Source organism: Crocosphaera chwakensis CCY0110, from assembly GCF_000169335.1.
In the GTDB taxonomy this organism is placed as follows: domain Bacteria; phylum Cyanobacteriota; class Cyanobacteriia; order Cyanobacteriales; family Microcystaceae; genus Crocosphaera; species Crocosphaera chwakensis.
The window spans coordinates 1-25,507 of record NZ_AAXW01000061.1 but is presented as its reverse complement, the minus strand read 5'-3'; the positions used below and the strand labels follow the sequence as shown (position 1 = coordinate 25,507).

The window sequence follows — 25,507 nt, the reverse complement described above, 5'->3', positions numbered from 1 at the left end:
GGACTGAGTCCGGAAAGAAGCTAATCGAATCAAATCATCGCGATCGCGCTCTTGCAAATTTTCATCACTAATTATTGTTAGTTTATTATTCTCATCAGCAATCATGGTTTCGATCATTTCGTCTTCCTCTTGTTCTAATTGTCCAGGATCAAGAGGATTAAATAAATCAATATCTAAGGCCGTAGAAATAATATAATAACTAACTTTCGCCTGAGGTCCAAAAATAACCACATCACCATGTTTTAAATTATGAGATTCTTCTAACTTCCCATTAATTAATAAACCATTTGTACTGCGATGACCTTCTAAATCTCCATCAATAATGCGATAAGAATAACTATCTAATCGGGGAGTGAGTTTAACTCGTACGATAGTCGCATGACGACGGGAAACAACTTGCTCATAAATAACAATATCGTTACTCGATTCTCGGCCAACGCTATAAGCAGCTTCTTCCAAAGCAACAATACGTCGCGCTTTTTGATCCTCAATGACAAGAATATGACGAAAGGATGATAGGGTGTTCATCACAGATATACAAAACAAGGGCTATTTCTATAGTTCCCAGAAGTGTTTATAAACTAACCATCTATCATCGGTAAAGACATAAAATTTGTAGAATCTATATCATTGTTCCTAGTAATTTTACTGAGGAGTGCTGTAGCTTCTTTAGTTGGTAAAGGACGGCTAAACCAATAACCCTGAATCTCTGTACAATCGAGATTCTGCAATATATTCAGTTGTTCAGAAGTTTCCACTCCTTCAGCAACAACACGCATATTAAAGCCCTTACCTATGGCTAAAACAGCAGAAATTAATCCCAATTCTTCTGAGGTTCCCCGTAAGTCTCGGATTAAATCTTGATGAAGTTTTAAAGTACGAAAAGAAAATTGTTTGAGATATCCCAAAGAGGAAAAACCGCGACCAAAATCATCCAAAGCAATACGAACTCCTAAATTTTGAAGATCCTGTAACGTCTTACGGGCTAAATTCAAATTTTGCCGTAAGGTTAACTCTGTTAATTCTAGTTCTAACCATTGAGGATCAAGTCCTGTCTCATCTAGAATACTGGCTACCACTGTGGCTAAATGAGGTTGTTGAAATTCCTTTGCAGACAAATTAACGGTAACAGGAATGGGCGGTAAACCATCTTTTTGCCAAGATAAGTTTTGTTCACAAGCAGTTTTTAAGACCCATTTACTTAAGTGTAAAATAAGGTTTGTTTTTGCAGCTAAGGGTAAGAATTTTTGGGGCATAATCATACCATAAGCTGGTGTTTCCCACCGCAATAAAGCTTCCATACCCACAATTTTTCCTGTTTTATATTGTAGTTGGGGTTGATATTGAAGAGAAAATTGTTTCTTTTCTAAAGCTTGATGCAGGAGACTTTCTAACCGTAATAAAAGTTCAGCTTCTGCGGTTAAATGAGGACTATAAAATTGATAGTGATTCTTTCCTTGTTCTTTAGTACGATATAAAGCTGTATCCGCATTTTTTAATAATCCTTCTGCATTATCTCCATCTTGAGGATAAATGGCAATACCAATGCTACATTTGATTTGCAAGCGATGGTCATCAAAAATAAAAGGACGTTGTAAAGTGTCAAAAATTCGTTGGGCTAATTTAACAGTATCTTCCGTATTTTTAATCTGAGGTAGTAATAACACAAATTCATCACTTCCCCAACGGGTCACCGTATCCCCAGCACGAATACAAGAACTTAATCGTTCCCCAAAACTTTGTAATACTTTATCACCCAAAGAATGACCCAATGTATTATTAATATGAGTGAAAGAATCGATATCAATAAAAATTACTGCTAATAAATGTTCATGACGTTGGGCATGGGCTAAAGCAACTCCTAATTGTTGCTTAAATAATTCCCGATTGGGTAAATTAGTCAAAGGATCATGAAGCAGTTGATATTGTAGTTCTTCTTCGGCTTGTTTTCGTTCACGAATATCCCGAATAATTAAACATAAAACCTCTTGCCCTTGATAACTGGTAAGGCTAATTTGACCAGCAACTGCTAGTAATGAACCATTTTGATGACGATGGAAAGATTCTTTAATAAGATAGGGATTTTCAGAAGTAATTTTTCCTAATTCTTCATTAAAAGTATCCCGTTCTACTTCTAATAATTGATAAAGATTACAACCAATAATTTCAGCACTACTATAGCCTAATAATTTACAATAGGCTTGATTTGTTTCAATAATATGTTTAGTATCTGGATTAATGACTAAAATCCCCTCTGTACTTTGTTCAAAAAAGAAACGATAGCGATCTTTCCCAGCCGTTAATTTTGATTCTCTTTTACGGTATTTTGTTATTTCAAATAAATAACTCCTTAAACATTCACTTTCTTTTAAATAGTGAATGTGTTGCTCAAAAAATATTTGTTCAAATTGTACTTCTCGCACAAATGAAGTTCCCTCTGTAGGTGTTCTATTGCCAATAAGATTTTGGAGAACAGGATGAAATGTTTGTAATTTCATTAAATCAGGAAACTTGATTTTAGCAGCAGCATTTAGATAGGTAATCTTTCCTTGAAAATCAACTTCTATAATAGGGTTAGGATTAGAATCAGCTAATGACGCTTGATTTTTAAAAGATTCTAAATCTTTGTCTTTTACCTGACTACTAAATGCCATAGTGTTAGATTTTTCATCATCCTCGTCCTCTAAGAAAATTTCATCAAGAGAGGGAAATTTATCCTCAGAAGGAACATCATCAAATGGGAAACAAGTGTCAACACCTCGATTATCTGAGTCGGGCTCTTTTAGTAAATCGAGTTCGGCAGAATCAGCAATAATATGATAGTTCGCTTGAGATTGGTTACCAAAACGGATTAAATCTCCTGAGACTAAATCATGGGATAAACAATATTTTCCATTAACGGCGATGCCGTTGGTACTTTTTTTTCCCTGTACATTACCGTCAATAATACGATAACAAGGTTGATCATTTTGATCGTTATCAATTTTTAATAACGTAGCATGATGGCGAGAGACTTGGCGATCGTACAGCAAAATATTACTATTAGGATCACGACCAATGGAATAAGTATTGTTCGTCAAAGGAACAATACGTCTGGATTTTTGATCAGCGATTACAAGCAGATGGCGGACTTCTGAGGCATTACTCATCACAGTTTATCGAGAGTAAAGATTGATATTTATAATATTCCCGAAAACCTCAGTAAAATTAACATAATTATCAAGAAGATGTTTTGTAATCATTTCAATCAACAATAAGGAAGGTAAAGGTTAAGAGTATAATGACAACAACGATTATTTAATGTGAGGAGGGAAACCTATGAATTCAACTCAAAGCGATCTCAAAGAGAACCGCTTCGCGGGGCGCCAAATTCCAAAACACCTTGATAAAATTCTCTTTGGAGCAGCAAGTATCTATTTTTTGTTAGCATCAATGTGGGTATTCACTCAGATATCTGACTCAGATAAAAAAAAAGCTGGAAATACCAGTCCTTCTGCTGCTGATGCTCAATTTATTGCTTATCTACAACAGTCTTTAAATGTTCTTAACCAACCTAAAACGGAAAAAACATTAGTTAATCCAGAAGACAAAGAACCCTCTACCGTAGCGGTTAAAACTCCTTCACCTCCTACCCAAGAAAAGGTAATAGAACGGGTTTATGTGCCAATGTATCCCCCGAATCAGTCTAATTCAGCCCCGTCTAACTTACAACCCCCTTCTCCTCCCACCAGTAACAGCAATATTCCCCCTGCTCCTCTCTCACCTTCTACTTCTTCTCAACCCTCTAGTGTTCCTATATTAACTCCTAAGCAAAACACCTTTTCTGTTTCCCCAGAAATTGCTGCTAATAGTCAACTTCCCCAAGATAGGGGTCATCAATTAGTGGGAGTTCTTGAGTCTGGACAACAATCAACGGCTATTTTTACGTTTAATGGGATTAGTCGACGCTTTGAAATTGGAGAAGCGGTAGGCAATAGTGGTGGTATTCTCATGGGAGTACAAAATCAAAAAGCCATTATCTATCACAATGGTCAAACTAAACACATCGAAGTAGGACAAGTGTTTTAATTAAGAATTTGGAATTTATTATTTGCTATATGAGTATTTTTGATGATTTCAGTCGCTTTCTAGAAACACGATTAGAGGAATTTTTGAAAAATAATCCTCATCTAGAATTGCAGGCACTTTTAGAACAATTAAGAGAACAAGAACAACAAGCTCTAAAACTAATTATTGAAAAAGAAGGGCAAAAAAAGCGTTTAGAAACAGAAATTCTTTCCTTAGCCGAAGAAATCCAGAATTGGCATCAACGAGTGGCAAAAGCTCAAGCTGCTGGACGCTTAGATTTAGCCCAAAGAGCGCAAGAAAGAGAAGCTGCTCTATTGCGTCAAGGCAATCAATTATGGGGTCAAATGGAAGGAGCAAAACAACAAATTGCTAATGGAAAAACCCTATTGACTCAAATTCGACAGCGAAAAGAAGAAATTCAGACTAAAGCAAGGCAAGCTCAAGCTGCTCAAGCTGCTCAAGCTAAACCTAATTATGATACAAAAGGATGGAATCAAACTATTAATTATAGTGCCTATAATAAGGCTACCGACCCCCTAGAAGCAGAGTTTCAAAGATGGGAATTAGATGATGAGTTAGATCAATTAAAACGTAATCTTTGAAGAGAATCTTTATTGCTTTTTAGCTAAGTCAAGAAAGCTTGACATTATAGGTAGTACAAACTTTAGTTCTTTAAGTTATAATATAGTTGAGTAGACAATAAGGGAAAAATTATGCGAATCAAATCATGGGAATCCCCCCGTAAAATGAATCGGCGTAATGATAAAGGCCGTCTAGCATCAGCAAGATTGAGACAGCTAAAAAAACGCAATAAGCAATTAAAGCAGGAGCTTAAAGATACTGCTGTTAGTAATTGCAGCCATTAAAGAGTTAGGAAATTAAGTATGAATACCAAACGACCTATTATCGAATCCATTGAAGAGATACCAGAGCTTATATTAACTGTATTATTAAATTGTATAGAATTAATAGAGAGTCATGAACAGTATGGAGTTTCTGACTCTTTATTATTTAGTGACTTTAGTCTTACTGAAGGTTGGTTGACTAAAGATTAAAAAAAGATAGTTTTTACAAATTTTATACTATACTCTCACAACAAATTGCTCTAAAAAGGGCTTTTTTCTCCTATTATTTTGTACAAAGAAGCTAACCAAACCAAAACATATTCAATAGCTTCTTTGTCACCAAAAACAATTTTTCGTAGTCTCAGTAGATCACAAAGATCCTAGTTAAGATTGCAGGGGAGGGGGGAGACCGGAGCAAGGGAGAAAGAAAATAGTTTAAAACACAAGTAATAATGAGAATATATCATATTACTAGGTTATAAACATCTTACTGGAGGGACTACACTAATAGTCAGAAGCTTTGTATAATCAGGGATTGAGAAGACAAAACGCCGCCAAGATAAGACAGCGTTCTCAATAACTAATATTTATTGAAAAAAGATGATTCAATTACCTCGTCTTGGTTTGCCTTGCATTCTGCTTACGAAGCAGAATTGCAAACCGCAATTATACAGCAAGCATCTCAAAAAACATTTTAATTGTGTTCAGTTATTAATTCTCTCGATCCTCCTTAATCTGATTCAAGAACATCGATGGATAAGGTTAGAAAACCTCGCTTTTCAGTTCCCTAGTCCGATTAAAGAAAAAAGTCGCATCAAGAAAATACAAAGATTCTTGTCATTGAAACAGTTAAATATCAAGAACCTCTGGTTTCCTATTATTTTAGAATGGATGGAAAACAAATATTCTTATCAAGAATGTTTCTATTTAGTAATTGATAGAAGTCAATGGCGAGAGATAAATCTCTTGATGGTTAGTTTAGTATATAATAAAAGAGCTATCCCTTTATATTTTAAGCTACTTCCAAAAAAAGGAAATAGTAATTTGGCATCTCAAAAAGAAGTATTAGAGCCTGTAATTTCTTTACTAAAAAATTATAAATTGGTGGTTTTAGGAGATAGGGAATTTTGTAATGTGGATTTAGCTAAATGGCTATCTACAAGCAAAACCTACTTTTCACTTAGACTAAAAAAACATGAATATGTAGAGCTAGAAGACAAAATCTGGTTTCAGTTAAAAGAATTAGGATTAATCCCTGGTTCATCTCTGTTTTATCAAGGAGTAAAAGTCACTAAGACTAAAGGATTCGGTGGAGTTAATTTGGCAGCAAAGTGGTCACGAAATTATCGAGATAAATCACAAAAAGAACCCTGGTATATCTTAACAAATTTAGACAATTTATCAGCAGCAACTGAAGCTTATACTTATAGAATGGGTATTGAAGAGATGTTCAGAGATTTCAAATTAGGTGGCTATTGTCTTGGTGCGCGTTCCCTTGCGCCGTGCGACGGCGCGGGGTCGCACCGCAATATAGAAAAAACACAAGTAACTGGAGACAGATTAATAGCTTTGATATTATTGGGGACTCTAGCTTATTCAATGGCAACTTTTCAAGGAAATCTAATCCTAAAAAAAGGAGTCGCTAACTATGTTAGTCGTCCATCTGAATCAAAGCGTCGTTATAGGAGAAATAGTAGTTTTTCTATTGGCTTAAAAGCTCATTCTTGGCTTAATTCATTATCATTTTTTGCTGAGGAAGTTCAACAATTGATCAATTTTGTACCTCGAAAACGTGCTGATTATTCGAGAGGTCTGAGGGCTGCAACCATTATTCAATCAGCTTTTTGATTCCCGATGTCGGCCCCCCAGACATCTTAAAATGTCTTTTTTTGCTCATTAAAGACCAACGGTCAGAGATTACTCCGTCGTCTCACGGCGGAGTAATCTCTGACTTAAAAACATCTCCCCTGCTCTCCACTCCCCTCTTCTCGCGCGTTCCCTAGGTCGGGGAACCCGACCGGGGTCGCTCGTCTCCCTTGCAGCCAAAACTTGTCAGTTTTTGATCTGCTGAGTCTAAACTCCAGAGAGTGAAACCCAACACATAACTAATAACTGTTTACCGAAACGGTCCTAAAACATCCTTTACCGTAATCGTTTGTTGATCGGTGTAACCAGCAAAGGTTCGGGTTGCTACTATTTTAATTTCTACCCCTAAACCCGATCGCAAATAGCGAGATTCAATGGGTAACATACCAATATCAATGGTAAAGGTATCCCCATCTAAAATAACTAAATCTTCTGGAATTTCACCTTCATATTTGGTTGTATAATCAGACACAGGACGAAAGCGCGGATCAGAACGAGTAATACTATAAGTAATGTCAAACTTAGTTGCGATTAAATTAGATTGATCCGCTTCATCAATTAAAGTTAATTGTAACCCCCTCTCTCTTCCCGATAATCCCTTACTTTCTAAACGAGTCGCATCTTTTTTATAGATGGCGTTATATACAATAAATTGAGTAATATTATTCTGTTGCTGAGTTGTCCCTTCTATCCAAATATTATCAGGAACATCCACCTGAATTCCCTGATCATTTTCATATTTTAAAGTAACTTTTTCCTGAGAAAATTGATTAAAAGATTGAGGAGCATTCCAAATTAATAAAAATGAACGTTCTAACCGTTGCACCAAAGCTAAATATTGATCATCAATGACCGAACCTGGAGCAAATAACGCCGATGCACCATTGCGAGTTTCCCAAATATTTTTAGAGAGTAAATAACCTTTATCTCTCAACGCTGACATTGTTACTGTAGCGGCCGGTTTATCAGCTTCTAAGGGTTTATCTAAATTAATTAAAGTCAGTTGACCAGGTAAACCATCCCGACCAAAAGCCCCACCGACTCCATTAGCCCCGTTTTTACCATCTTGACAACGAAATTCAAGGGTTGTACAACGATAATCAGGATCACCAGGGTTCCCGCTACAGGTTTCTACGGTCCAGTAAGGTTCGCTACAACGACACCCTTGCCCTCCTGGGCCTCCTTGTCCTGGTTGTCCTCCTTTTCCTCCTGAGGCGTTGACAAAGATTTGTTGTAGTTGGGATAAGTCTGTTGCATAGAGGGTTAAAGAGCCACCATTACCGCCATCGCCGCCATTGCCTCCATTGCCTCCATGACCGCCACTAGGAGCTTGTAGGTTATGTTTTACGCCGGTGGGTTGATTTTCACATTCAGCGTCTTCTCCTGGTTTACCTTCTTGGCCTGGTTGAGCATCTTCTCCGACTAAATTAAGCGTTAATGGGGAACCATCGGCAAAAATAGTCAAATTATCTCTATCTTCCCCATTTTCTCCTGAGGCTCCACTACTAGCATTAGAACCATTTTGACCAAAGGTTCTCACCTCTGCGGCCATGGCACTCTCAATACAAAGGTTAGAGGAGGAGGGCAGAGGAACCATTAAAGAACTGGCAAAAAAGATCAAAAATAAAGGAAGTTTAGTCACTTGCATTGATGCGTTAGGAGGTTAACGATCGCCAAATTCTGAGACTGTCTTTAATTAACTTTTGTTTCTTGTACCACTAACACAGAACTAGGAGCATGATGAACAATATAGTTACTGACACTGCCTAACAACATTTCTGAAACTCCTGTCAGTCCTCGTCTTCCGATTACAATTAAGTCAGCTTCCCAGTCTTTAGCAATATCTCTTACCCAACGTCCGGGTTCTCCTATTTTCCACTCCCATTCTGTGGCGATGCCTTGTTCTTTGGCTATTTCCTCGTAGTTACTTAACCATTTTTTTGTTTCTGTGGCTTGGCTTTCTAACCGTTCTCGCATTAGATAGGAAAAATCATTGAATTCCCCTTCGTAAAGACTAGGATAAGGAGCGGTTGAGGGAGTTTCCATGGGCAAACAATGAACTAACTTTAAGGTAGCTTGATGACATTTTGCTACGGATAAAGCTTCTTCAAACACTTTTTTTGCTAACGGAGTATTATCCAAGGCGACTAAGATTTTTTTGTATTTCATAATGTATTGACAAATTTTTCGATTCTATCCATCCCTTTTTCAATGGAAGCTAAGTCCGTAGCATAGGAAAGACGAATACAATTATCGGCCCCGAAGGCTTTTCCTGGGATAGCAGCTACTTGTTGTTTGTTTAATAAACCATCACAAAATTCTAAAGAATTCAGTCCTGTTTGACTGATATCAATAAAGACATAAAACGCTCCCATCGGGGTCGGACAACTGAGTTTAGGAATGGCTTTAATTCTTTCTAAAATGACTTGACGACGTTGAGTAAACGCATCTAACATTTTTTGAAGACATTGGGGGGATTCTGGACTTTCAAGGGCTGCGATCGCTCCGTATTGGGCAAAAGTACAGACGTTAGAAGTGCTATGACTTTGGATGGTACTGGTTGCTTTAATTAACTCCCCAGGCCCTGCTAAATAACCTAGTCGCCAGCCAGTCATAGAGTAACTTTTAGCAAATCCATTACTAATAATGGTGCGTTTAAATATTTCTTCTCCTAAGGAACCAATACTAATATGTTCTGTCCCATTGTAGAGAATTTTTTCGTAAATTTCATCAGAAACCACCCATAAATCATGGTCAACAATCACTTGAGCTAAGGCTTTAATTTCTTCACGGTTGTACACCATTCCTGTGGGATTAGAAGGAGAATTAAGAACAAATAGTTTTGTTTTTGAGGTAATGGCTTGACGTAGTTGCTCTGGGGTTATTTTATAGTCAGTTTCTGCGGTGGTATTGACAATAACCGGTGTTCCTTGGGCTAGTTTGACCATTTCAGGATAACTTAGCCAATAGGGAGCCGGAATTATCACTTCATCTCCCTTTTCAATTAACGCCAACATTAAGTTAAATAGGGAATGTTTACCCCCATTGGTAACAATAATATTGTCTGCACTATAGTTTAAATGATTATCTTGGTTTAACTTTTGGGCGATCGCTTCTCTGAGTCCCGATTCTCCGGCCACGGGTCCGTATTTCGTTTTCCCTTGATCTAAAGCCGATATTGCACCCTCTTTGATGTGTTGAGGGGTATCAAAATCCGGCTCTCCTGAACTAAAACTACAAACATCAATCCCTTTAGCCTTCATTTCTTTCGCTTTAGCGGTAATGGCTAGGGTGAGGGAGGGAGTGACTTGTGTTACCCTGGTGGCCAATTGAATCATATTGCTTCTAAGCCTATTTATTCCTGATCGTAAAAAATTAAAAGTCCCATAGACACATTTATCTGATGGATTAAGAATTAATATATGATAGTTGATTTTAGGTTAACTAATCAACTAATTTTAATGAGGAAAAGCAATTGTATTGGACGAGTATTTTTACCTCGCCCAAATTTTTGCAATCCATTTTAGTGCATGGGTGCAACAACCCACTGCCCATATCTTAAACTATTCAATGTTTACTAATTCAAGATCAAACGTTAAATCTTTTCCTGCTAGGGGATGATTTGCATCTAAGGTGACTTTACTATCAGCAATATTGGTTACCATCACAGGAACAGCTTGACCACTAGAATGGCGCATTTGCAGTTGCTGTCCCACTTCTACGGATAAATCAGAGGGCATTTGTTTTTCATCAACAACAATCACTAATTCATCTTGATAAGGACCGTAAGCTTGTTCTGAAGGAATCGTAACACTTTTATTTTCCCCTGGACTCATTCCTACCACGGCCTCTTCAAACCCCGAAATTACTTGACCTTGTCCGAGAGCAAATTGTAAGGGGTCACGATCCACAGAAGAATCAAACACTGTCCCGTCTTGCAATTTACCTGTATAGTTGACTTTGACTGTATCTCCAAGTTTAGCTTGTACCATATTACATTACCTGCTAAATTTATTTGTTTAATGAAGGGACTTTTTCACGGTAGTTTTTTCTACCAATTTTGTCAACTTTTTGTCCTATTCTTAAAAATTTATTAATAATTAAACCTTCATAAATTCTGCTTTCTATGAAACCAACCATCGAAACCTTAAATTTATTTAAACTTGCTTCAGGTGATGAGTTTTTTCTGCAACTGTATAAGTTTACAGGTAAAAAAAAGAGTAAAAAAGTTTATATTCAATCAAATTTACATGGCTCGGAAATTGTTGGTAACGCGGTCATTTCACAACTAATTAGTTTTTTTTCTACCCTCAATAAAAATCAACTAGATGGTGAAATTTGGTTACTTCCTGTTTGTAACCCTATAGGAACCAATCAACGCAATCATTTCTTTTCTTCAGGAAGATTCAATAGTTATGATGGCAAAGATTGGAATCGTATTTTTTGGGATTATGAGAAATTTTGTCATGATTTAGACGGATTTGTTCAACAGAATATAAAGTTTGATTCTTTAACTATTCAAGAAAACTTTTTACAGCAACAAAAACAGGCTTTTAGCAAACAGCTAGAAAGAATTAAGAATCCTAGTAGTGCGCCATTATCTGAACAGTATCGTTATCAATTACAATCTTTATCTATGGATGCTAATTATGTTATCGATATTCATAGTTCTAGTAACCAATGTATTGATTATCTTTTTTGTTTTCCTGGGGAACAAGAAGAGAGTGCTAATTATTTTCAGATAGATTATGGTATTTTAATGGATACTTATGATGGAGATGCTTTTGATGAAGCATTTATGAAACCTTGGTTAGCATTAAAAAAGAATTTTGAAAAGTTAGGAAGAATAATTGATATTGATCGAGAATCTTGGACTTTGGAATTAGGATCTGGAATGAAAATGAATCCCCAATCTGTTAACACTGGAGTTAAAGGAATTATTAATTATTTAGTAAAAAAAGATATATTAAAACTAGACGATTATTTTTTACTAACTAACGAAATCACATTCGTTTCTCGTCAAAATATTAGAAATTACTATGCGCCAACTGGTGGAATGATTCAAAATCGATTAACTTTAAAAACTGAAGTAAAGCAAGGAGATAAACTCTACGAAATTCTTAGTTTTAATAAACAAGGAAACTTGCCAAAAATTCTTAACATTTATGCAGAAACAGATGGATTCATTTTTGATATTTCTACAAATTATTCAGTAAATCAAGGTGATTATGTTTTAGCACTATGTAATCCTAATCATAGAAATTAAATAAAGTTGATAGTGATAAAGATAGAAACTTCAGACACTATTTTGATTCCACTATAACAATCATTTAAACATTTTTAGATAAATTTTAACCTGTGTTTATTCTCCTTCTCCACTATAAGCGCAAAACTTGATATCAATAGGTCTTCCTTGGGGAACACTTGCTACTTCTATCTGAAAATTACCGAATTGGTTTCCTGTCCAATATTGATTTTGATCATTAGGAAATGTTTGAATGACTTCTAAATATTCACCATTAGGAGCTTGTACCGTATAATCATGGGGAGTTGATTGTTCAATAATTAATTGTTGTTCTCTGGCTAAATTTAAGAGAAACGTATCCCCTGTATTAATTCTTCCTGCATAAGTACCACAATGACTCCCACTGGGAAAATTAATGGTAATTCTTCTACCACTTGACTGTGCTACTCGACAATCAAAAGCCGGTGCATAAACTAGAGATTGATAACGTCCATCAGAAGTGCGAACTGTTAAACATTTTCCTGTACTGGTTTCTCTCCAATAAGAATAAGAATCTGTTGCTGATTTTTCAGTTTTGATATACTCATATCCTCTTCTTTTTAATTCCATCTCTCCACCGCTTCCTCTCACACCAACTAAGTCTTGTAAAGAAGATGCAGGGGTTTGTGCTTTAACTTGAGTCGTTACGAGGGTTAAGGCACTGAAAACTAAAGTCATTAGACTATTTTTCATCATAATTAATAGTGACAATTAAATTCAACTGCTATTTAGACCAGCATTCATTATAACAAATTCATCACTTTTTACAATAATGATAAAACTTTCATCTTATGATGCTGAGTTATAATAATAACAGCGAATTATGAAATAATGAGTAAAGCTCATGACTACCTACTCATCGGATTATTATACTTGGACAAAAGAGCAAGTTAAACGACTCAAATTAAAACAATTTGAGCAAGTAGACTGGGATAATTTAATTGAGGAGATAGAAGACTGGGGGAAGAGCCGTGAAAATGCTTTGGAAAGCTATTTAGAACGTCTTTTAGACCACCTTTTAAAATTAGCTTATTGGGACTCAGAAAAAGAATATTGTACTAGAGGTTGGAAGGCAGAAATTAGGAACTTTAGAGCGCAAATAAAAAAATATTACGGAAAAATCCTGCTTTAAAAAATAAATTAGACCCCATTTGGGACGAAATCTATCCTGTACGTATTTCAATCATGAAAGAACTTTTTTCTATTCCCGATAACAATAATATTACTCTTGAAGATGCACTTTCAGATGATTGGTTTCCTCTTTAACTTATTAGTTGATGTTGTAATTTTTTTCCCATTTCACTAGCCATAATAATTCTGCGATCGCGTCCAAAGACAATGGAGCCAATATTAACATTAAAATCAACATATTTTTTAATATATAACTGTGTTCTTTTGTCAATCGTTTCTACAATAGATTGATAAACTTGTTCTGTGAAATTATTGTTTGTTTCTGCATCTATTTTTCTCAATAATTGTAGTCCGTCTTCTGTAGTTTCACAGTCTAAAAGTTGTTGTAAAATTGCACTTTTTAAACCTATTTTTACCCCATGACTTACTAATATTTCTAATCTTCCGTCAGCTAAATGATGATGAGTATGGAAAATTCCTCCTGCTAATTTTATTAGTTTTCCATGATAACCAAATAATAAAATAGAGTTTATTTTTTCTGTTGCTGCTGTTATTAATAAAGGACTTAACCAGTTAGCCGTTTTAATTAATTGTTGAGAATTAATGCCCGACTTTTTAGCTAAATCCAAACCATTTTCTCCTAAACAAAAGACTAACATATCAAATTGTTTTGCTTTTACTTTTAATTCTTGTTGATAACTATTTAATTGATCAGGAGAACTCAACGGCTGAGAAATCCCAGAAGTTCCTAATAAAGATAGTCCTTCAATTACACCAAAAGCTTCATTTGATGTTCGCTTCGCCAACTTTTTTCCTTCTGGTAAAATAATGGTTACTATAATTGTTTCTCTTGGTTTTAAATATTGTTTTAGGTTGTGCTTTAATAGTTTCGTTGCGTAGGAATAAATGGCATCTTTATTATCATAGTTAATTTGTTTACCTACTCCTTCTCCTCCTTGAAGAATAATTTTGTCTTGTTCATTTTTAGTGCTATTTTCTCTCAATTCTACCATAGCCCAAATTGGAGTATTTCGCGTTAAATCCAGATTATTCCCTGGCTCACTTAAAGTAATGGCTAAAGCCGTATTATTATTTATTTTAGCTACTTGTTGAATAGGAATAGTTACCGTTTTAGGCGGTTCTATTAAATCTAAAGAAACTATCTCATTTTTTTGTTTATTTTGTAAGTGATGCAAAGCAGCGAGCGCAGAAGCACAAGCAAACACAGGTAAAGTATAACCAGCGCGAGGTTTAGCCATATCTATGTTGTTTTTTTTTGTTGGCATAATTGTCTTTGTTTCTCTCTTTGTTTAGCTATCTTTTCAGGGGTTAAACTATCGTAACAATGGGGACAGGAAACCCCTTGCTCATATTTATCAGATAATTTATCTTGTTCTGAAATGGGATGACCACACCCTAAACACATCTCATAACTGCCTGTTTCTAACTGATGTTTAACAGCAACTCGCTCATCAAAAACAAAACATTCTCCTTGCCATAAACTGTTATCTGTTGGAACTTCTTCTAAATACTTTAAAATACCCCCTTTAAGATGATAGACTTCAGAAAATCCTTGTTTTAATAAGAAAGAACTTGCTTTTTCACAACGTATTCCTCCAGTACAAAACATAGCGATCTTTTTGTGCTTTTTTGGGTCTAAATTTTGCTGTACATATTCAGGAAACTCTCTAAAAGATTGGGTCTGAGGATTAACTGCACCTTCAAAGGTTCCGATATTGACTTCATAGTTATTTCTGGTATCAATAACAATCGTTTCATCATCCTGAATTAACTCATTCCATTGTTCAGAAGTTACATAGTTTCCTACTTGTTCATTAGGGTTAACCTCTGGCATTCCTAGAGTAACAATTTCTTTTTTTAACTTTACTTTTATCCGTTCAAATGGAAGAGCATCAGCAGTAGAATATTTAACCTCTAAGTCAGCTAAACGTTTATCTTGACGTAAATAGGTGATTACCGCTTCAATATGATCTGTTGTTCCGGCAATGGTTCCATTAATTCCTTCCTGGGATAGTAAAATAGTGCCTTTAATGGCATGATTTAGACAATATTCTAAGAATACGCCTTGTTTTTCAGCACAATCAGGAAAAGGAATGAATTTATAAAAAGTGGCAACAATGTAAGTCATGTTTCAGAAGTCAGGAGTCGGGAGTCAGGAGTTAGAAACTTTTTTCGTTAACCCCTTGCCTATTTTAGATAAGTCTGTATATAATTGTAAGAGTGAGTAAAATATCGAGACAAAAAAATTGTCGGTTACTTAATTTGGGGGATTAGCTCAGTTGGTAGAGCGCCTGCTTTGCAAGCAGGATGTCAGCGGTTCAAGTCCGCTATTCTCCATTCTTTTTCGTTGTGTTACTCGAACCCCTTTTGTAACTGGAAACATATCATTTCGGTGACGGAAACAATATACTTCCAATTAACTTCCGAAATAATGTGCTTCCCTTCAATTATAAACGAGAACCATATAAACGCTCCCTAGCTTCTTGAAAGACTTTTCTGACTCTTTTGTACCGAAGATAACCAGGACGAGAAATTGACTGAGAAACAAGGTCTTCAGTAGGATAAATTCCTTGTTGGTATAAAGTGATTACAGCTTCCTCAACCTCATGACAACAATGTTTAATTGTATTTTGGAAAGATGTTTGTCGAAAACTTAAATAACGAGAAGAGATTTGACGACATAAATCTGGGAAATGACGATTTAGTGTTCTGCGGTCACAGGCAATCCGTCTGGCTACTTCTTCTAAAGATAAGGGAGGTTTTTCAGAATCACTTAAAATTTTGAGAAGTTCTTTGTGAGCGTAAACAACATCAAATGTGGGATTTCGTCTAGAATTTAAGCGAATAGACGAAGATTGAGAATAGCCATTAGATGATACAACAAAGGAATAGTCTGTATTTAGCAATAAATCCATTAACTGAATTTTTAATTGATAGGAAATTCTCAATAAAGCCTCTAAAGAAGGTTGATTTTTTCCCTTACACCACAACCAAACTGTGTTTTTTCGCATTTTCAAATAACGAGCTAAAGCTGCAATATTTCCATCTGTCAATTTGTTAGCAACTTTCATTAAGGATTCAGAAACATTAATAGCAGATATGTCTGTTTGTATTGATAATAACTCTTGAATATTATTAGCTACCCAAATATTCCATTTTAAGTCATTATCAGAAAATGGATGATTAGTAACAACTTGACTTCCCTCGGTGTTCTCTTTACACAAATCTGAAAGCTTAAGATTAACTTGTGAACAACCGAGCCATTTTTCACATCGGAAACAAAACCCTGGGCGAGATTTCCAAGACAAGAAAAAATTATATTGATGACAATTCGGACATTTTTGCTGAAGAGGAATCTCATGTATAGGACAGACTTTAACTAATTTCAGTGTCCATATTAAAGGTTCATAAACAGGTTCTTTTTTCTGTTTCCATTGATGATAACAAAGAGGACACCATGTTCGATGTTGATGTAGCAGATATCTATTTGGCAACATATCGGCCCATTTAACAAGTGTTAATTTAGATAAATTATTTTGTTGGGTTAATTGTTCCAATGCTTTAATAAGATCATTAGCCATAATACCAGTAGAATTTAATGCACCTGTATAACTAGACAAATTAGCACTACGGTATTTTTTATTAAGGAGAGGAGCAATAGTTCGCTCTAATAAAATTCCTGAATAAACACAGTGAGCTTCAGCTAATCTAGCAATGTATCCTGTTAAGCTTTCAACTTTAGCTGTATCAACATGAAGAGGCGATAAACAATAGAGGTCGCTTGATTTTTGAGAAGTATAAGAAAGGTTCAGAGAAGGATAAAAATTTTGCATTTCAAATAACCTCTTTGTCTTGCCCCACTGGATCTCGCACAGGTTTTCTTTTCCCCACATCTTTCTTGGATTGTTGAGAATTATTAGGAGTTTTAGCAGAAGGTGTTTTAGGAATAAAGCATATTCTTGAAACAGGTGGTTCGCTTAATCCCAAATCAGTACGCAGTTGCTCAACTTCTCCCTCAATTTCTAAATACCGTTTTTCTCCTTCTTTAATTTTTTTCAAAATATTTCGACATTGACCGATAGACAAGGCTCGTCTTTCTAAATGCTTACGAGTAATTGTTTTTGCATTTTCATCTAAAGCATCAGATAAAGCATTCCTTGTCCAGTTTTTAAGAATACCGACACATCCTAAACTTCTCTCATATAAATAACTCCAAATATCTAAAAAATCAGGCATTTCTGGCATAGGAATATTACATTGAAAATTCCAAACAACACTCTGCCAAATTTCTCTATCTTCGGTAAATTCAGCATTATAACGGGGAAGATGGATATAAATACTACGACGACTCAATTGATCTCCAATGTCATGTAAAGTTAGCAAATCATAAGTTCCTAATAGTCCATGTAAAACTTCTGTTCGATTGGCTAAAGATTTAATCGCTTCGGGTACATCAGTTAATTTTCTTCCACTCGCAACACATAAAAAATGATGCGCTTCATCAATTAGAAAAATTTGAGGTTTTCTGTAAATTAAGGCTTGTTCTAATGCCCATCCAAGTTCTGTTTCTAAAATTCTTGACTTAATCCTTAAATTTCCTGTTTCGTTGTGATAAACCCCCTCAACTCCAAAATTAATCTTATTTTTAATCAGTTCAGGTGGTTCGTTTAGAGAATAGAGACATCGTTTTAAATGATCTTTTGCATTAAATAAGCCTGATTTTTGTAAGCTAACTTCCATGCTGGCAAAAGGAATTCTTCCTTTGTCACTAATTTCTTTCCAAAGATTTTCCGTAATCCATTTTTCAATCAAAAGACGTAATTTTGTTTTGCCAACTCCTGTAGGCCCAACAACGAAAATAAGACGAGATTCTCCACAATCTCGAATAATCGGTTTAATAACTTCAAAAGCATCATCTAAAAAAGGATGACCCATTGTGTAGCTGTCATAGTAATTCTGTCGAACAGTATGAGATTGATTGAGTAATTCTGGGGGAAATTGGATAGACATGGTTAATAGCTCTTAAAAACTTTTAGTTTTTTGGAAATTTGTTGTTCAGTTTGTGAAACATCGGACTGAGGCTCATGAACCTCTTGAGCAACAATCTCTGAATTATTGGTTTTGGAGGACTCAACTAACCTTAAATGGCTCAATCCTCCCTCAATAACTTTAAAAACTTCATTTGTTTGGTCATCTCGAAGTTTTTGTTCTAATAACGACTCTTCTGTTTCTACGCTGGTTAAAAACTCTCCTAACTGTTTTGCTCGAATTTTGTAAGTCTTTTGATGATTTTGTTTTTGTTTTCTTAATTGAGTGGTTGCTAAAATAAGTTCTTTTTCAGAACGTCCTTTAAAACGGGGATAATATTCGCTAATACACTCTACCCATTGACCTTGGACATAAGCATAAGCAATCCCTGCGTTAAAGGGGTCATATCGAATATCTACCGAAGTTTTCTCAATTTCTGGGTCACGAAAAGCATTTGACCAATAATAAATATGTTGAATTTTGACTCCTTTCCCTGGTTGTACCCTTGCCTTGCCTCGTGAAGTTGTTGGTAAGGTCAAAATTTGAAACGTTTGGTCGTAAGGAATTCGTCGATGGTTGCGCTGACCAAATTGTTGAAGCCCTTGGTTGAACATTTCTCTGGGACTATACCCTTCTAAGGCAGGATGCTCCATTGTGTCATAAACTTCATACGCCCATTCGCATAAATAGGCATAAAGTAACCCTAATGACCATAAAGATAAGTTTTTTGGGTTCACTGATTTGGTCGTTAAGCGAACTGTTTTAGTAATTTGAGTATTTCCTGCTAAATTATGGAAAAACTCAGTGTTTGCCGTCCCAAAAAGTCTTTCGCAAACAGTACCATATCGAGATTGATGAGGGGGACGATGTTTGAGGGTACATTCAAACATTGCCAAAAGCATTTCAAAATAAGTGCTGTGAAATTCTTTGCCATTATCCGTGACAATCGTTTGAGGGAGCCTTCCGTAGCGTTTAACACAAATTCGGAGAACCATCATACAGGCACGATAAGAAGGGGGGTCAAAAGAAGCGTAAGTGGCTAAAATCCGTCTTGAGAAAGCATCTACCAGCAATGTAACGTAAGCCCGTCCTAATACTTTGCCTGTCTTGGAACAGCGTAATTCATCATCTGATTGAGTATGGTCAATGTGACAAATATGAAAAGGGAAATCTCCATGTCGGGGAGTTGTTTGTTCTAATTCCCAATAAAATGATTGTTGTTGGTACGCAGCCCTTGACCCCTGACGTTTTAAGGTTTGCTCGTAACCAGAACGTTTCTTAATCTCAGCAATAAAAGTTTTGTAACTAGGAATTTGATTATCTACAATTCCTGATTCATGACAAAAATGGACGAATTCAGCATAAACAGCTTTTTTTCGCTTCTGTTTTTTGGTTTCATAGCTTTCAGTAATAAATTTTTCAATAATATCTAAGATATGTTGTGGAATCTTGCGGTTATAGTTGCCTCGATGTTGGTCAAGATAAATCAGCCCTAAATAACCATAGCCATATTGTTGCTGTGCTTGCCGATAATCTCTAAGCCAATTTCTCAATGACCTTTCTTGGTGTGTGGCGGCTGAAATGGGTTGTCCGTCAAGATAAGGAATAATCGCTTTATAACGACGATTGGCTTTTTCCAAATCCTTAAAACTAGCTTTTTGAAATAACTCAATTGCCTCAGAATTTAAACGATAGTCGTTTTTTGATTTAAGTCCTGTAATCTTTCCTTGACGAACAAGTGCATCAAATTCACTGAGAGGAAATTCAACGACTTTTTCTGTTTCTGTACGAAGTATCACATTAGTTTCTCCGACTAAAGCAATTATCAGAGATTTACCATCGTACATAACGGTCTGTCCTGGAATTAATTCAATAGCGTGAGATATAGGAGTTTCAGCAGTGGCTTTAGAATTAACAATGGTCAGAAAGGCTTTAGCAATGGTTGCGTTTGGGAAAATATAACAATTTTGTGTTTCTGATAACGGACAATTGTTTAGATCAATAAAAATTACTTCAGAGGCAATCAGACCGTAAATCTCATCAACGTTTTCTGTATGCTCGAATAATTCTGACAAAGTAATTCCAGGTTTTGCCTGTACCAAAGACTGTACAAGTCTTTTCGTTGATGGTGCAACTGTAATATTACCTCTAAAATAGTCGGACAAAATTTCTAAATTTCTCTGTTTTGTCCAATTAATTTCGGCATCGGAGTAAATTCGGAAATAAAAACCAAACTGTTGAGCATATTCTTCAGCAGGGGGTGAATGCCACTGATTATCCTCTCCTTTAAAATACCGATTAGAATCCTTCTGGGCGAGTTTTTGCAATTGTTCTTCGCTTTTGCATTCTACCCATCCCATAGCCCCAGACTTAATAACAAAAAAGTCTGGGGTAATATAACAACCGATATTTTTCCCAGACTGTGATTGATAGTTAATTTTTATTGGTGGAGGTTGGTCGTAAAACTCTAAAACAGTTTCATCATGCTCTAGCTGATAAATAAAAGGTAATTCAACCTTATGGCTCTCAAATTGAATGGTTTTACCCATTTTTCGGCTTGGATAATTACCTGAAACATTATTTCTGCCATTCCCGACTTTACGAGAGGGTTCGGACTCTCGAATACGGTTTACCTCTTGTTCTGCTATTGGGGACAATTTGAGGGCATTGTACAATCTGGCTAATTCGCTGTTTGTCAACATAGAAATTAAAATGTGAATATTTTAACAGCCCATAGATTCTAATTTACATCTAAAAAGATGTAAAAATATCAAATCTTAGAGAAACTTAAGATACTTTGGTACAGTGAAAGAGACAACTTAGTTACTCAATCCTTAGAAAGTTTGTGAGCAAACGAATTAATGTAACTTTGGCTGACTCTGTTTTAGAAGATTTAGAGCGATGGGCAACAGCACAAGGCCGACCCACCGCTAACTTAGCCTCATTTTTGATAGAAATTGCTATCAAACAGGCTAAAGAACGGGGGGAATTGCCCAAGTCCCCGTCTTAAGAAGAATGTGGTAAATAGACTTCATTGCGACTATTTAGCTCTCGTTCTCGTTTTTTGGCTTCTAAGATTTTGGTAACTTTATGAATATTCTCTATCAAAGGAATTTCTTGAGAAACTCGGTCAGGAGAAAAATAGAGGGCAGCAGCTAAATGTATGGCTTCAATTGGATCTATGCCACAACGTATTAAATTAGCTGCGACACGGCTTAGAGAACCATAATCAATGAGGGGATTGGTATCATAATAATCTCGGATTAGAGCCGACTTTACTAAGCCATTACGACGTTTAATTTGTTGTGCTGTCAGAGATTGAATAACTTTGTTTAATTCATCATGAACCTGAGCATAAATTCTCCGAGAGGCTTTGTGCTTTTTTTGCCACTCTTTGACTGCATTCATCAATTCCACTCGGTCTTCATCTTTTAATTTATCCTGCATTATTCATGAAGAAAAAACAAAACCAAAAACATAAGAAATTAGCATCAAAAGCGATTTTTTATTAAATAGATTCTTAAAAAGTAGTGAATTGGCGTAATTCAATCACAGAAAATTAATGGAAGAACAGAAAAAAGACTAATTTAACGTTAGATGGATACACCAATCCTATGAGAGATGAATGTTAGGAAAAAATCAATTGTTTACCCGAAGATAATCGTTGTATTATGCAGAGTATTTCCTCACGAAAAGGACAATGAGCAGCTAATTCTACTAAAGTTCTTCTAACAGAAACAGTCACTTTGGCAGCTATTTTTATGATGGTTTCCCTCAAACGAGAAACTTGAGCCTTCCCCAATCGTGTCCCTTCCGCAGAAGCCCGAAGTTCAAGCATTAAAATATAAGCTGCTTGGCATAAAAATAAGCGAAATTGATTAACAATAAATTTATGGCAACTGAGACGATCTGCATTAATTCCTAGTTTCAATTCCTTGATTCGATGTTCAGAAGTAGCTCCTCTTTGAACATAAAAATTATCATAAATTTCTTGTGCATCTGCCTCCAAATTAGTTACTAAAAATCGAGGATTTGCTCCTTTTTCTAACCATTCTGCTTTCATAATAAGTCGACGAGGTTTTTTCCAACTTTTTGCAGCATAATATACATCATCGAACAAACGAGCCTTCTCTTTAGTCCGAAAATACTGTAATCTGGCTAAGTCAAGAAGATAATTTATTTTCCGTTTTAAAACAGCATTACTACTAAAACCAAAAACATATTTTACATTTTTTTGTTCGCACAGATTAATAATTTCAGGTAAAGAAAACCCTCCATCGCCTCGTAAGATTATTTTGACATCAGGCCAAGCTTTTCTTAAACGCCAAAATAACCATCTTAGTAATCCTAAAACTCCTTTTCCTGCGTGAGAATTTCCTGGTCTTAAGTGTAAAATTAAAGGATAACCACTTTTGGCTTCATTAACTAATACAGGAAAGTAAATTTGATGTCCATAATAACCATGAAATAAGCTTAACTGTTGATGTCCATGAGTGTAAGCATCAAATCCATCTATATCTAATACTATTTGTTCTGGGTTTGAGAGATGATTTTGAAGAAATTTATCGACAAAAAAACGACGTATCCTTTTAATTTCTTGTTTAGTTATTCCATTTTCTAGTCGACTCATTGTCGGTTGACTAGCTAATAATTCTGCTCCCATTTCGGGGACTTTATCACAAATAATTTTGAAAATTGGATCATGTCGTAAGTAATTACTATCATTGGTATCTTCATATCCTGCTGCTATTTGATAGATTCTTTGACTTACTAACTGAAACAGTGAATGTTTGACTTTATGTTGTTCTCTATATCTTCCAAGCAATTTGAGATTCCTTGGCCAACTTTCAGATTGTCTTCTGCTTGCTTAATTAGCAATAATCCCGCATCCAAACTTAGGTCTAGTCCTGAAAACTTTACCTCCAATGTTTTCTTCGTCTTAAAATTAAAGGGGAGTTTTTCTGAAGACTCTTTCATTAATTATTGATTGATTGATATAACCTTTATTTCTTTATTTATTATAGGCTAAAATGAACTTTTTGTAAACGACTTTTACCTCTTATTTTTGATAGTTAAATAGTCGATAATTAGTAATAGATAAAAATCACAGACTGTTATTGGGGTCAAATCTCCATATTCCTGATGGCATAAGGCTTTCAGGCTTTTTCGCAATTCTCTCATGAATAATGCAGGCTAGATAATCCAACCCTTATTTTATCGATTAATCATGATTTTACGTTCTTTTGGCGCGATCGCCTTCAAATTTTGATTAGTAAGTAATCATTTCTAATTAGAATCATTCAAAAATCGGGTAGAAATATCGTTATCTCTTAATCAGATCGCTTTACATTTAACAATTTTTGCTCTATGCTTAATGTTATATTAACCGAGTGTTCTTTAGGTCGGGGAAATAGACCAGGGTTCCTCGCAAAAATAATTAGCTATGCACGCCATTCAACACAAGTAACTCAGGTGACTTAATCAGTATAAAATTAATGTCCTGACTGCTTTATGTTGTTTGAGTAAAGATCGTTTTAATAGCAAATCTGCTTATTTTAGTAGAGTAAAGTTTTTTCTCCCCACTCCCTGCTCCCTGCTTTTCTTGACTATCTACTCCATAAACAGAATGTAGCATAATTATCATCTCTGTAAGTCTAATGAGTCAAAGCCAGTCAACTTATGAATACCAAGTCGGAGGGAGCCTCAACGGTGACGCACCTAGCTATGTGACTCGAAAAGCTGATTTAGACTTTTATGGAGCCTTAAAAGCGGGTCATTTTTGTTATTTACTTAATTCTCGGCAAATGGGTAAATCCAGTTTAAGGGTGCGAACCATGAAAAGACTGCAAGCAGAAGGTATTGTTTGTGTTTTTATTGATTTAATGGGAATTGGAACACAAGATGTTACCTCAGAAAAATGGTATGCAGGAATTTTCTACACTTTGGTTCGTGGTTTTGAACTAACCTCAAAAATCCAATGGCGAAGTTGGTGGCGAGAACAACAAGAATTACTGACTCCAGTACAACGTTTAAGTTTATTTATTGAAGAAATCTTATTAGTTGAAATCAAACAAAAAATTGTTATTTTCGTTGATGAAATTGATCAGGTTCTTAGTCAAAAATTTTCCCTTGATGATTTTTTTGGACTGATTCGTTATTGTCATGACCAACGGGACACCTATACTGACTATCAACGGTTAACGTTTGCGCTACTAGGAGTAGCTAAACCGTCAGATTTAATTCAAAACAAAGCTCAAACACCTTTTACTATTGGTCAAGCTATTCAATTACAAGGCTTTGAATTTGACGAAGTTCAACCCCTAATTAACGGGTTAAAAGAGCAATTTGCTAATCCAGAAGCAGTGATAAAAGATATTTTATACTGGACAGGGGGTCAACCTTTTCTGACACAAAAGCTTTGTCAATTAGTGATTCATGCTGACAAGATTACTAAAAAACAGGCAAATACAGAAATGGTCGCACAAATAATACAAGATTGTCTTGTTGAGAATTGGGAAGTTTATGATGAACCAGAGCATTTGAGAACCATTCGAGATAGGATTATCAGGAATGAACAAAAAGCAGTGCAACTGTTAGGACTTTATGAAAAAATTTTTCATCAAGGAGGAATTACTGCCGATGGTAGTGCCGAACAAATGGAATTGCGACTATCAGGGTTAGTGGTGGAAAAACAAGGACAACTCAAGGTCTATAATCTTATCTATAGAGCAGTTTTTGATAATAATTGGATTGAAAAAAACTTAAAACAGTTGCGTCCTTATGCTGATGATATCGCTGCTTGGATAGCTTCAGGAGGTCAAGATCAATCCTATCTATTACAAGGTTCTCAGTTGCAAGATACCTTAACTTGGACTTTGGGAAAATGTTTGTGCAATGAAGATTATCAATTTTTAGTTGCTAGTCAAACGTTAGCCAAACAACAAACAGAACAATTATTAGAAGCGACAGAACAAGCAAGTCAATTGTTGGCATCTGCAAGGTCAAAAGCCAAACAAGAAGTCCAAAAAAGGCGAATTAGCTGGGGATGGATACCTTTAATTACCTTAACTGTAACCCTACCAATCCTATTGCTTCGCTGGGGTGGATTATTACAAGGATTAGAATGGTTTATGCTAGATCAATTCTTTCGTTGGCGACCTCTGGAACCTTCAGATTCTCTTATTGCCATTGTCACTATCGATGAAACCGATTTAACTCAGGTGGGACAGTGGCCAATTCCAGATGGGATTTTAGCTAAAGCGAT

Annotated in this window: 22 protein-coding genes, 1 tRNA gene and 1 pseudogene; 10 read left to right on the top strand and 14 right to left on the bottom strand. The window is 35.6% G+C overall.

Going from position 1 to position 25,507, the window contains the following annotated elements:
- Together CY0110_RS23050 and CY0110_RS23045 are read right to left on the bottom strand one after the other, a co-directional pair.
- A partial coding sequence (locus tag CY0110_RS23050; RefSeq protein ID WP_008277994.1) for an FHA domain-containing protein occupies positions 1-528 on the bottom strand: 528 nt, incomplete at its 3' end.
- A 53-nt stretch (positions 529-581) separates the two neighbouring features.
- Positions 582-3,149: an EAL domain-containing protein gene (locus tag CY0110_RS23045; protein WP_008277993.1), complete on the bottom strand. Its 2,568-nt coding sequence runs from the start codon at positions 3,147-3,149 to the stop codon at positions 582-584.
- Between the two features lie 169 nt (positions 3,150-3,318).
- Here CY0110_RS23045 and CY0110_RS23040 point away from each other — a divergent pair, with 169 nt between their 5' ends.
- The 5 genes from CY0110_RS23040 (at position 3,319) to CY0110_RS23030 (ending at position 6,761) form a co-directional block, all read left to right on the top strand.
- Positions 3,319-4,068, top strand: a complete 750-nt coding sequence (locus tag CY0110_RS23040; RefSeq protein WP_008277992.1) for a hypothetical protein — start codon at positions 3,319-3,321, stop codon at positions 4,066-4,068.
- A gap of 29 nt (positions 4,069-4,097) precedes the next feature.
- Positions 4,098-4,670 (top strand): TIGR04376 family protein, encoded by a 573-nt coding sequence (locus CY0110_RS23035; RefSeq protein WP_008277991.1) that lies wholly within the window; start codon positions 4,098-4,100, stop codon positions 4,668-4,670.
- A 111-nt stretch (positions 4,671-4,781) separates the two neighbouring features.
- Positions 4,782-4,934 carry a hypothetical protein gene (locus CY0110_RS30540; RefSeq protein WP_198139241.1) on the top strand — a complete coding sequence of 51 codons (153 nt, stop codon included), beginning with the start codon at positions 4,782-4,784 and terminating at the stop codon, positions 4,932-4,934.
- Positions 4,935-4,952: 18 nt separating this feature from the next.
- Complete coding sequence (locus tag CY0110_RS30535) at positions 4,953-5,123, top strand: hypothetical protein (RefSeq protein ID WP_008277990.1); 171 nt, start codon at positions 4,953-4,955, stop codon at positions 5,121-5,123.
- Between the two features lie 390 nt (positions 5,124-5,513).
- Positions 5,514-6,761: an IS4 family transposase gene (locus tag CY0110_RS23030; RefSeq protein WP_008277989.1), complete on the top strand. Its 1,248-nt coding sequence runs from the start codon at positions 5,514-5,516 to the stop codon at positions 6,759-6,761.
- A 268-nt stretch (positions 6,762-7,029) separates the two neighbouring features.
- Here the strand turns inward: CY0110_RS23030 and CY0110_RS23025 are convergent, their stop codons facing one another.
- The 4 genes from CY0110_RS23025 to CY0110_RS23010 form a co-directional block, all read right to left on the bottom strand.
- Positions 7,030-8,427, bottom strand: a complete 1,398-nt coding sequence (locus tag CY0110_RS23025) for a hypothetical protein (protein WP_008277988.1) — start codon at positions 8,425-8,427, stop codon at positions 7,030-7,032.
- A 44-nt stretch (positions 8,428-8,471) separates the two neighbouring features.
- Complete coding sequence (locus CY0110_RS23020; protein WP_008277987.1) at positions 8,472-8,948, bottom strand: universal stress protein; 477 nt, start codon at positions 8,946-8,948, stop codon at positions 8,472-8,474.
- Positions 8,945-10,117, bottom strand: a complete 1,173-nt coding sequence (locus CY0110_RS23015; RefSeq protein WP_008277986.1) for a pyridoxal phosphate-dependent aminotransferase — start codon at positions 10,115-10,117, stop codon at positions 8,945-8,947. Before CY0110_RS23015 ends, CY0110_RS23020 begins: the two co-directional genes overlap by 4 nt.
- A gap of 225 nt (positions 10,118-10,342) precedes the next feature.
- Entirely contained in the window at positions 10,343-10,771 is a 429-nt protein-coding gene (locus tag CY0110_RS23010) for an FKBP-type peptidyl-prolyl cis-trans isomerase (protein ID WP_008277985.1), read from the bottom strand.
- A 134-nt stretch (positions 10,772-10,905) separates the two neighbouring features.
- Here CY0110_RS23010 and CY0110_RS23005 point away from each other — a divergent pair, with 134 nt between their 5' ends.
- Positions 10,906-12,045: a M14 family zinc carboxypeptidase gene (locus CY0110_RS23005; protein WP_008277983.1), complete on the top strand. Its 1,140-nt coding sequence runs from the start codon at positions 10,906-10,908 to the stop codon at positions 12,043-12,045.
- 96 nt (positions 12,046-12,141) lie between these two features.
- On the opposite strand, the gene CY0110_RS31135 is transcribed toward CY0110_RS23005, so the two are convergent.
- The gene (locus tag CY0110_RS31135) at positions 12,142-12,759 is read right to left on the bottom strand and encodes a hypothetical protein (RefSeq protein ID WP_232285793.1); all 618 of its coding nucleotides are present in this window, start codon (positions 12,757-12,759) and stop codon (positions 12,142-12,144) included.
- A gap of 148 nt (positions 12,760-12,907) precedes the next feature.
- On the opposite strand from CY0110_RS31135, the gene CY0110_RS22990 reads away from it, so the two are divergent.
- Positions 12,908-13,195 carry a DUF29 domain-containing protein gene (locus CY0110_RS22990; RefSeq protein ID WP_008277981.1) on the top strand — a complete coding sequence of 96 codons (288 nt, stop codon included), beginning with the start codon at positions 12,908-12,910 and terminating at the stop codon, positions 13,193-13,195.
- 130 nt (positions 13,196-13,325) lie between these two features.
- On the opposite strand, the gene cbiD is transcribed toward CY0110_RS22990, so the two are convergent.
- Together cbiD and trhO are read right to left on the bottom strand one after the other, a co-directional pair.
- Positions 13,326-14,480: a cobalt-precorrin-5B (C(1))-methyltransferase CbiD gene (cbiD, locus tag CY0110_RS22985; RefSeq protein WP_008277980.1), complete on the bottom strand. Its 1,155-nt coding sequence runs from the start codon at positions 14,478-14,480 to the stop codon at positions 13,326-13,328.
- Positions 14,456-15,343, bottom strand: coding sequence for an oxygen-dependent tRNA uridine(34) hydroxylase TrhO (gene trhO / locus CY0110_RS22980; protein WP_008277979.1), 888 nt, complete (start codon positions 15,341-15,343; stop codon positions 14,456-14,458). Before trhO ends, cbiD begins: the two co-directional genes overlap by 25 nt.
- Positions 15,344-15,479: 136 nt before the next feature.
- On the opposite strand from trhO, the gene CY0110_RS22975 reads away from it, so the two are divergent.
- A tRNA-Ala gene (locus CY0110_RS22975) sits at positions 15,480-15,552 on the top strand.
- A gap of 110 nt (positions 15,553-15,662) precedes the next feature.
- On the opposite strand, the gene CY0110_RS28100 is transcribed toward CY0110_RS22975, so the two are convergent.
- The 3 genes from CY0110_RS28100 to CY0110_RS22960 are packed head-to-tail and all read right to left on the bottom strand — an operon-like array spanning position 15,663 to position 20,945.
- The gene (locus CY0110_RS28100; protein ID WP_008277978.1) at positions 15,663-17,048 is read right to left on the bottom strand and encodes a TniQ family protein; all 1,386 of its coding nucleotides are present in this window, start codon (positions 17,046-17,048) and stop codon (positions 15,663-15,665) included.
- A 1-nt stretch (position 17,049) separates the two neighbouring features.
- A complete protein-coding gene (locus tag CY0110_RS22965; protein ID WP_008277977.1) occupies positions 17,050-18,225 on the bottom strand; it encodes an AAA family ATPase in 1,176 nt (391 codons plus the stop codon).
- Positions 18,226-18,227: 2 nt separating this feature from the next.
- The gene (locus CY0110_RS22960; protein WP_008277976.1) at positions 18,228-20,945 is read right to left on the bottom strand and encodes a TnsA endonuclease N-terminal domain-containing protein; all 2,718 of its coding nucleotides are present in this window, start codon (positions 20,943-20,945) and stop codon (positions 18,228-18,230) included.
- A gap of 143 nt (positions 20,946-21,088) precedes the next feature.
- Here CY0110_RS22960 and CY0110_RS28910 point away from each other — a divergent pair, with 143 nt between their 5' ends.
- A complete protein-coding gene (locus tag CY0110_RS28910) occupies positions 21,089-21,253 on the top strand; it encodes a ribbon-helix-helix domain-containing protein (protein ID WP_008277975.1) in 165 nt (54 codons plus the stop codon).
- Here the strand turns inward: CY0110_RS28910 and CY0110_RS22955 are convergent.
- Together CY0110_RS22955 and CY0110_RS22950 are read right to left on the bottom strand one after the other, a co-directional pair.
- Entirely contained in the window at positions 21,250-21,690 is a 441-nt protein-coding gene (locus CY0110_RS22955; RefSeq protein WP_008277974.1) for a hypothetical protein, read from the bottom strand. The two genes, CY0110_RS28910 and CY0110_RS22955, sit on opposite strands and share 4 nt — an antisense overlap.
- Before the next feature lie 181 nt (positions 21,691-21,871).
- Positions 21,872-23,220 (bottom strand): annotated as a pseudogene (locus tag CY0110_RS22950) (IS1380-like element ISCysp11 family transposase).
- 680 nt (positions 23,221-23,900) lie between these two features.
- Between CY0110_RS22950 and CY0110_RS22945 the strand changes: the two are divergent.
- Positions 23,901-25,507: AAA-like domain-containing protein (locus CY0110_RS22945; RefSeq protein ID WP_008277972.1), on the top strand; the 1,607-nt coding region annotated here is incomplete at its 3' end.

Bases quoted from the DNA above. Each gene is read 5' to 3' on its own strand.
- CY0110_RS22990 (WP_008277981.1), top strand. From the start codon at position 12,908: ATGACTACCTACTCATCGGATTATTATACTTGGACAAAAGAGCAAGTT.
- CY0110_RS30540 (WP_198139241.1), top strand. From the start codon at position 4,782: ATGCGAATCAAATCATGGGAATCCCCCCGTAAAATGAATCGGCGTAAT.
- CY0110_RS23030 (WP_008277989.1), top strand. From the start codon at position 5,514: ATGATTCAATTACCTCGTCTTGGTTTGCCTTGCATTCTGCTTACGAAG.
- CY0110_RS31135 (WP_232285793.1), bottom strand. From the start codon at position 12,759: ATGATGAAAAATAGTCTAATGACTTTAGTTTTCAGTGCCTTAACCCTC.
- CY0110_RS23010 (WP_008277985.1), bottom strand. From the start codon at position 10,771: ATGGTACAAGCTAAACTTGGAGATACAGTCAAAGTCAACTATACAGGT.
- CY0110_RS23040 (WP_008277992.1), top strand. From the start codon at position 3,319: ATGAATTCAACTCAAAGCGATCTCAAAGAGAACCGCTTCGCGGGGCGC.
- CY0110_RS23005 (WP_008277983.1), top strand. From the start codon at position 10,906: ATGAAACCAACCATCGAAACCTTAAATTTATTTAAACTTGCTTCAGGT.
- CY0110_RS23035 (WP_008277991.1), top strand. From the start codon at position 4,098: ATGAGTATTTTTGATGATTTCAGTCGCTTTCTAGAAACACGATTAGAG.
- CY0110_RS23045 (WP_008277993.1), bottom strand. From the start codon at position 3,149: ATGAGTAATGCCTCAGAAGTCCGCCATCTGCTTGTAATCGCTGATCAA.
- CY0110_RS23015 (WP_008277986.1), bottom strand. From the start codon at position 10,117: ATGATTCAATTGGCCACCAGGGTAACACAAGTCACTCCCTCCCTCACC.
- CY0110_RS28100 (WP_008277978.1), bottom strand. From the start codon at position 17,048: ATGCAAAATTTTTATCCTTCTCTGAACCTTTCTTATACTTCTCAAAAA.
- CY0110_RS23020 (WP_008277987.1), bottom strand. From the start codon at position 8,948: ATGAAATACAAAAAAATCTTAGTCGCCTTGGATAATACTCCGTTAGCA.
- cbiD (WP_008277980.1), bottom strand. From the start codon at position 14,480: ATGCCAACAAAAAAAAACAACATAGATATGGCTAAACCTCGCGCTGGT.
- CY0110_RS22965 (WP_008277977.1), bottom strand. From the start codon at position 18,225: ATGTCTATCCAATTTCCCCCAGAATTACTCAATCAATCTCATACTGTT.
- CY0110_RS22955 (WP_008277974.1), bottom strand. From the start codon at position 21,690: ATGCAGGATAAATTAAAAGATGAAGACCGAGTGGAATTGATGAATGCA.
- CY0110_RS22960 (WP_008277976.1), bottom strand. From the start codon at position 20,945: ATGTTGACAAACAGCGAATTAGCCAGATTGTACAATGCCCTCAAATTG.
- CY0110_RS30535 (WP_008277990.1), top strand. From the start codon at position 4,953: ATGAATACCAAACGACCTATTATCGAATCCATTGAAGAGATACCAGAG.
- CY0110_RS23025 (WP_008277988.1), bottom strand. From the start codon at position 8,427: ATGCAAGTGACTAAACTTCCTTTATTTTTGATCTTTTTTGCCAGTTCT.
- trhO (WP_008277979.1), bottom strand. From the start codon at position 15,343: ATGACTTACATTGTTGCCACTTTTTATAAATTCATTCCTTTTCCTGAT.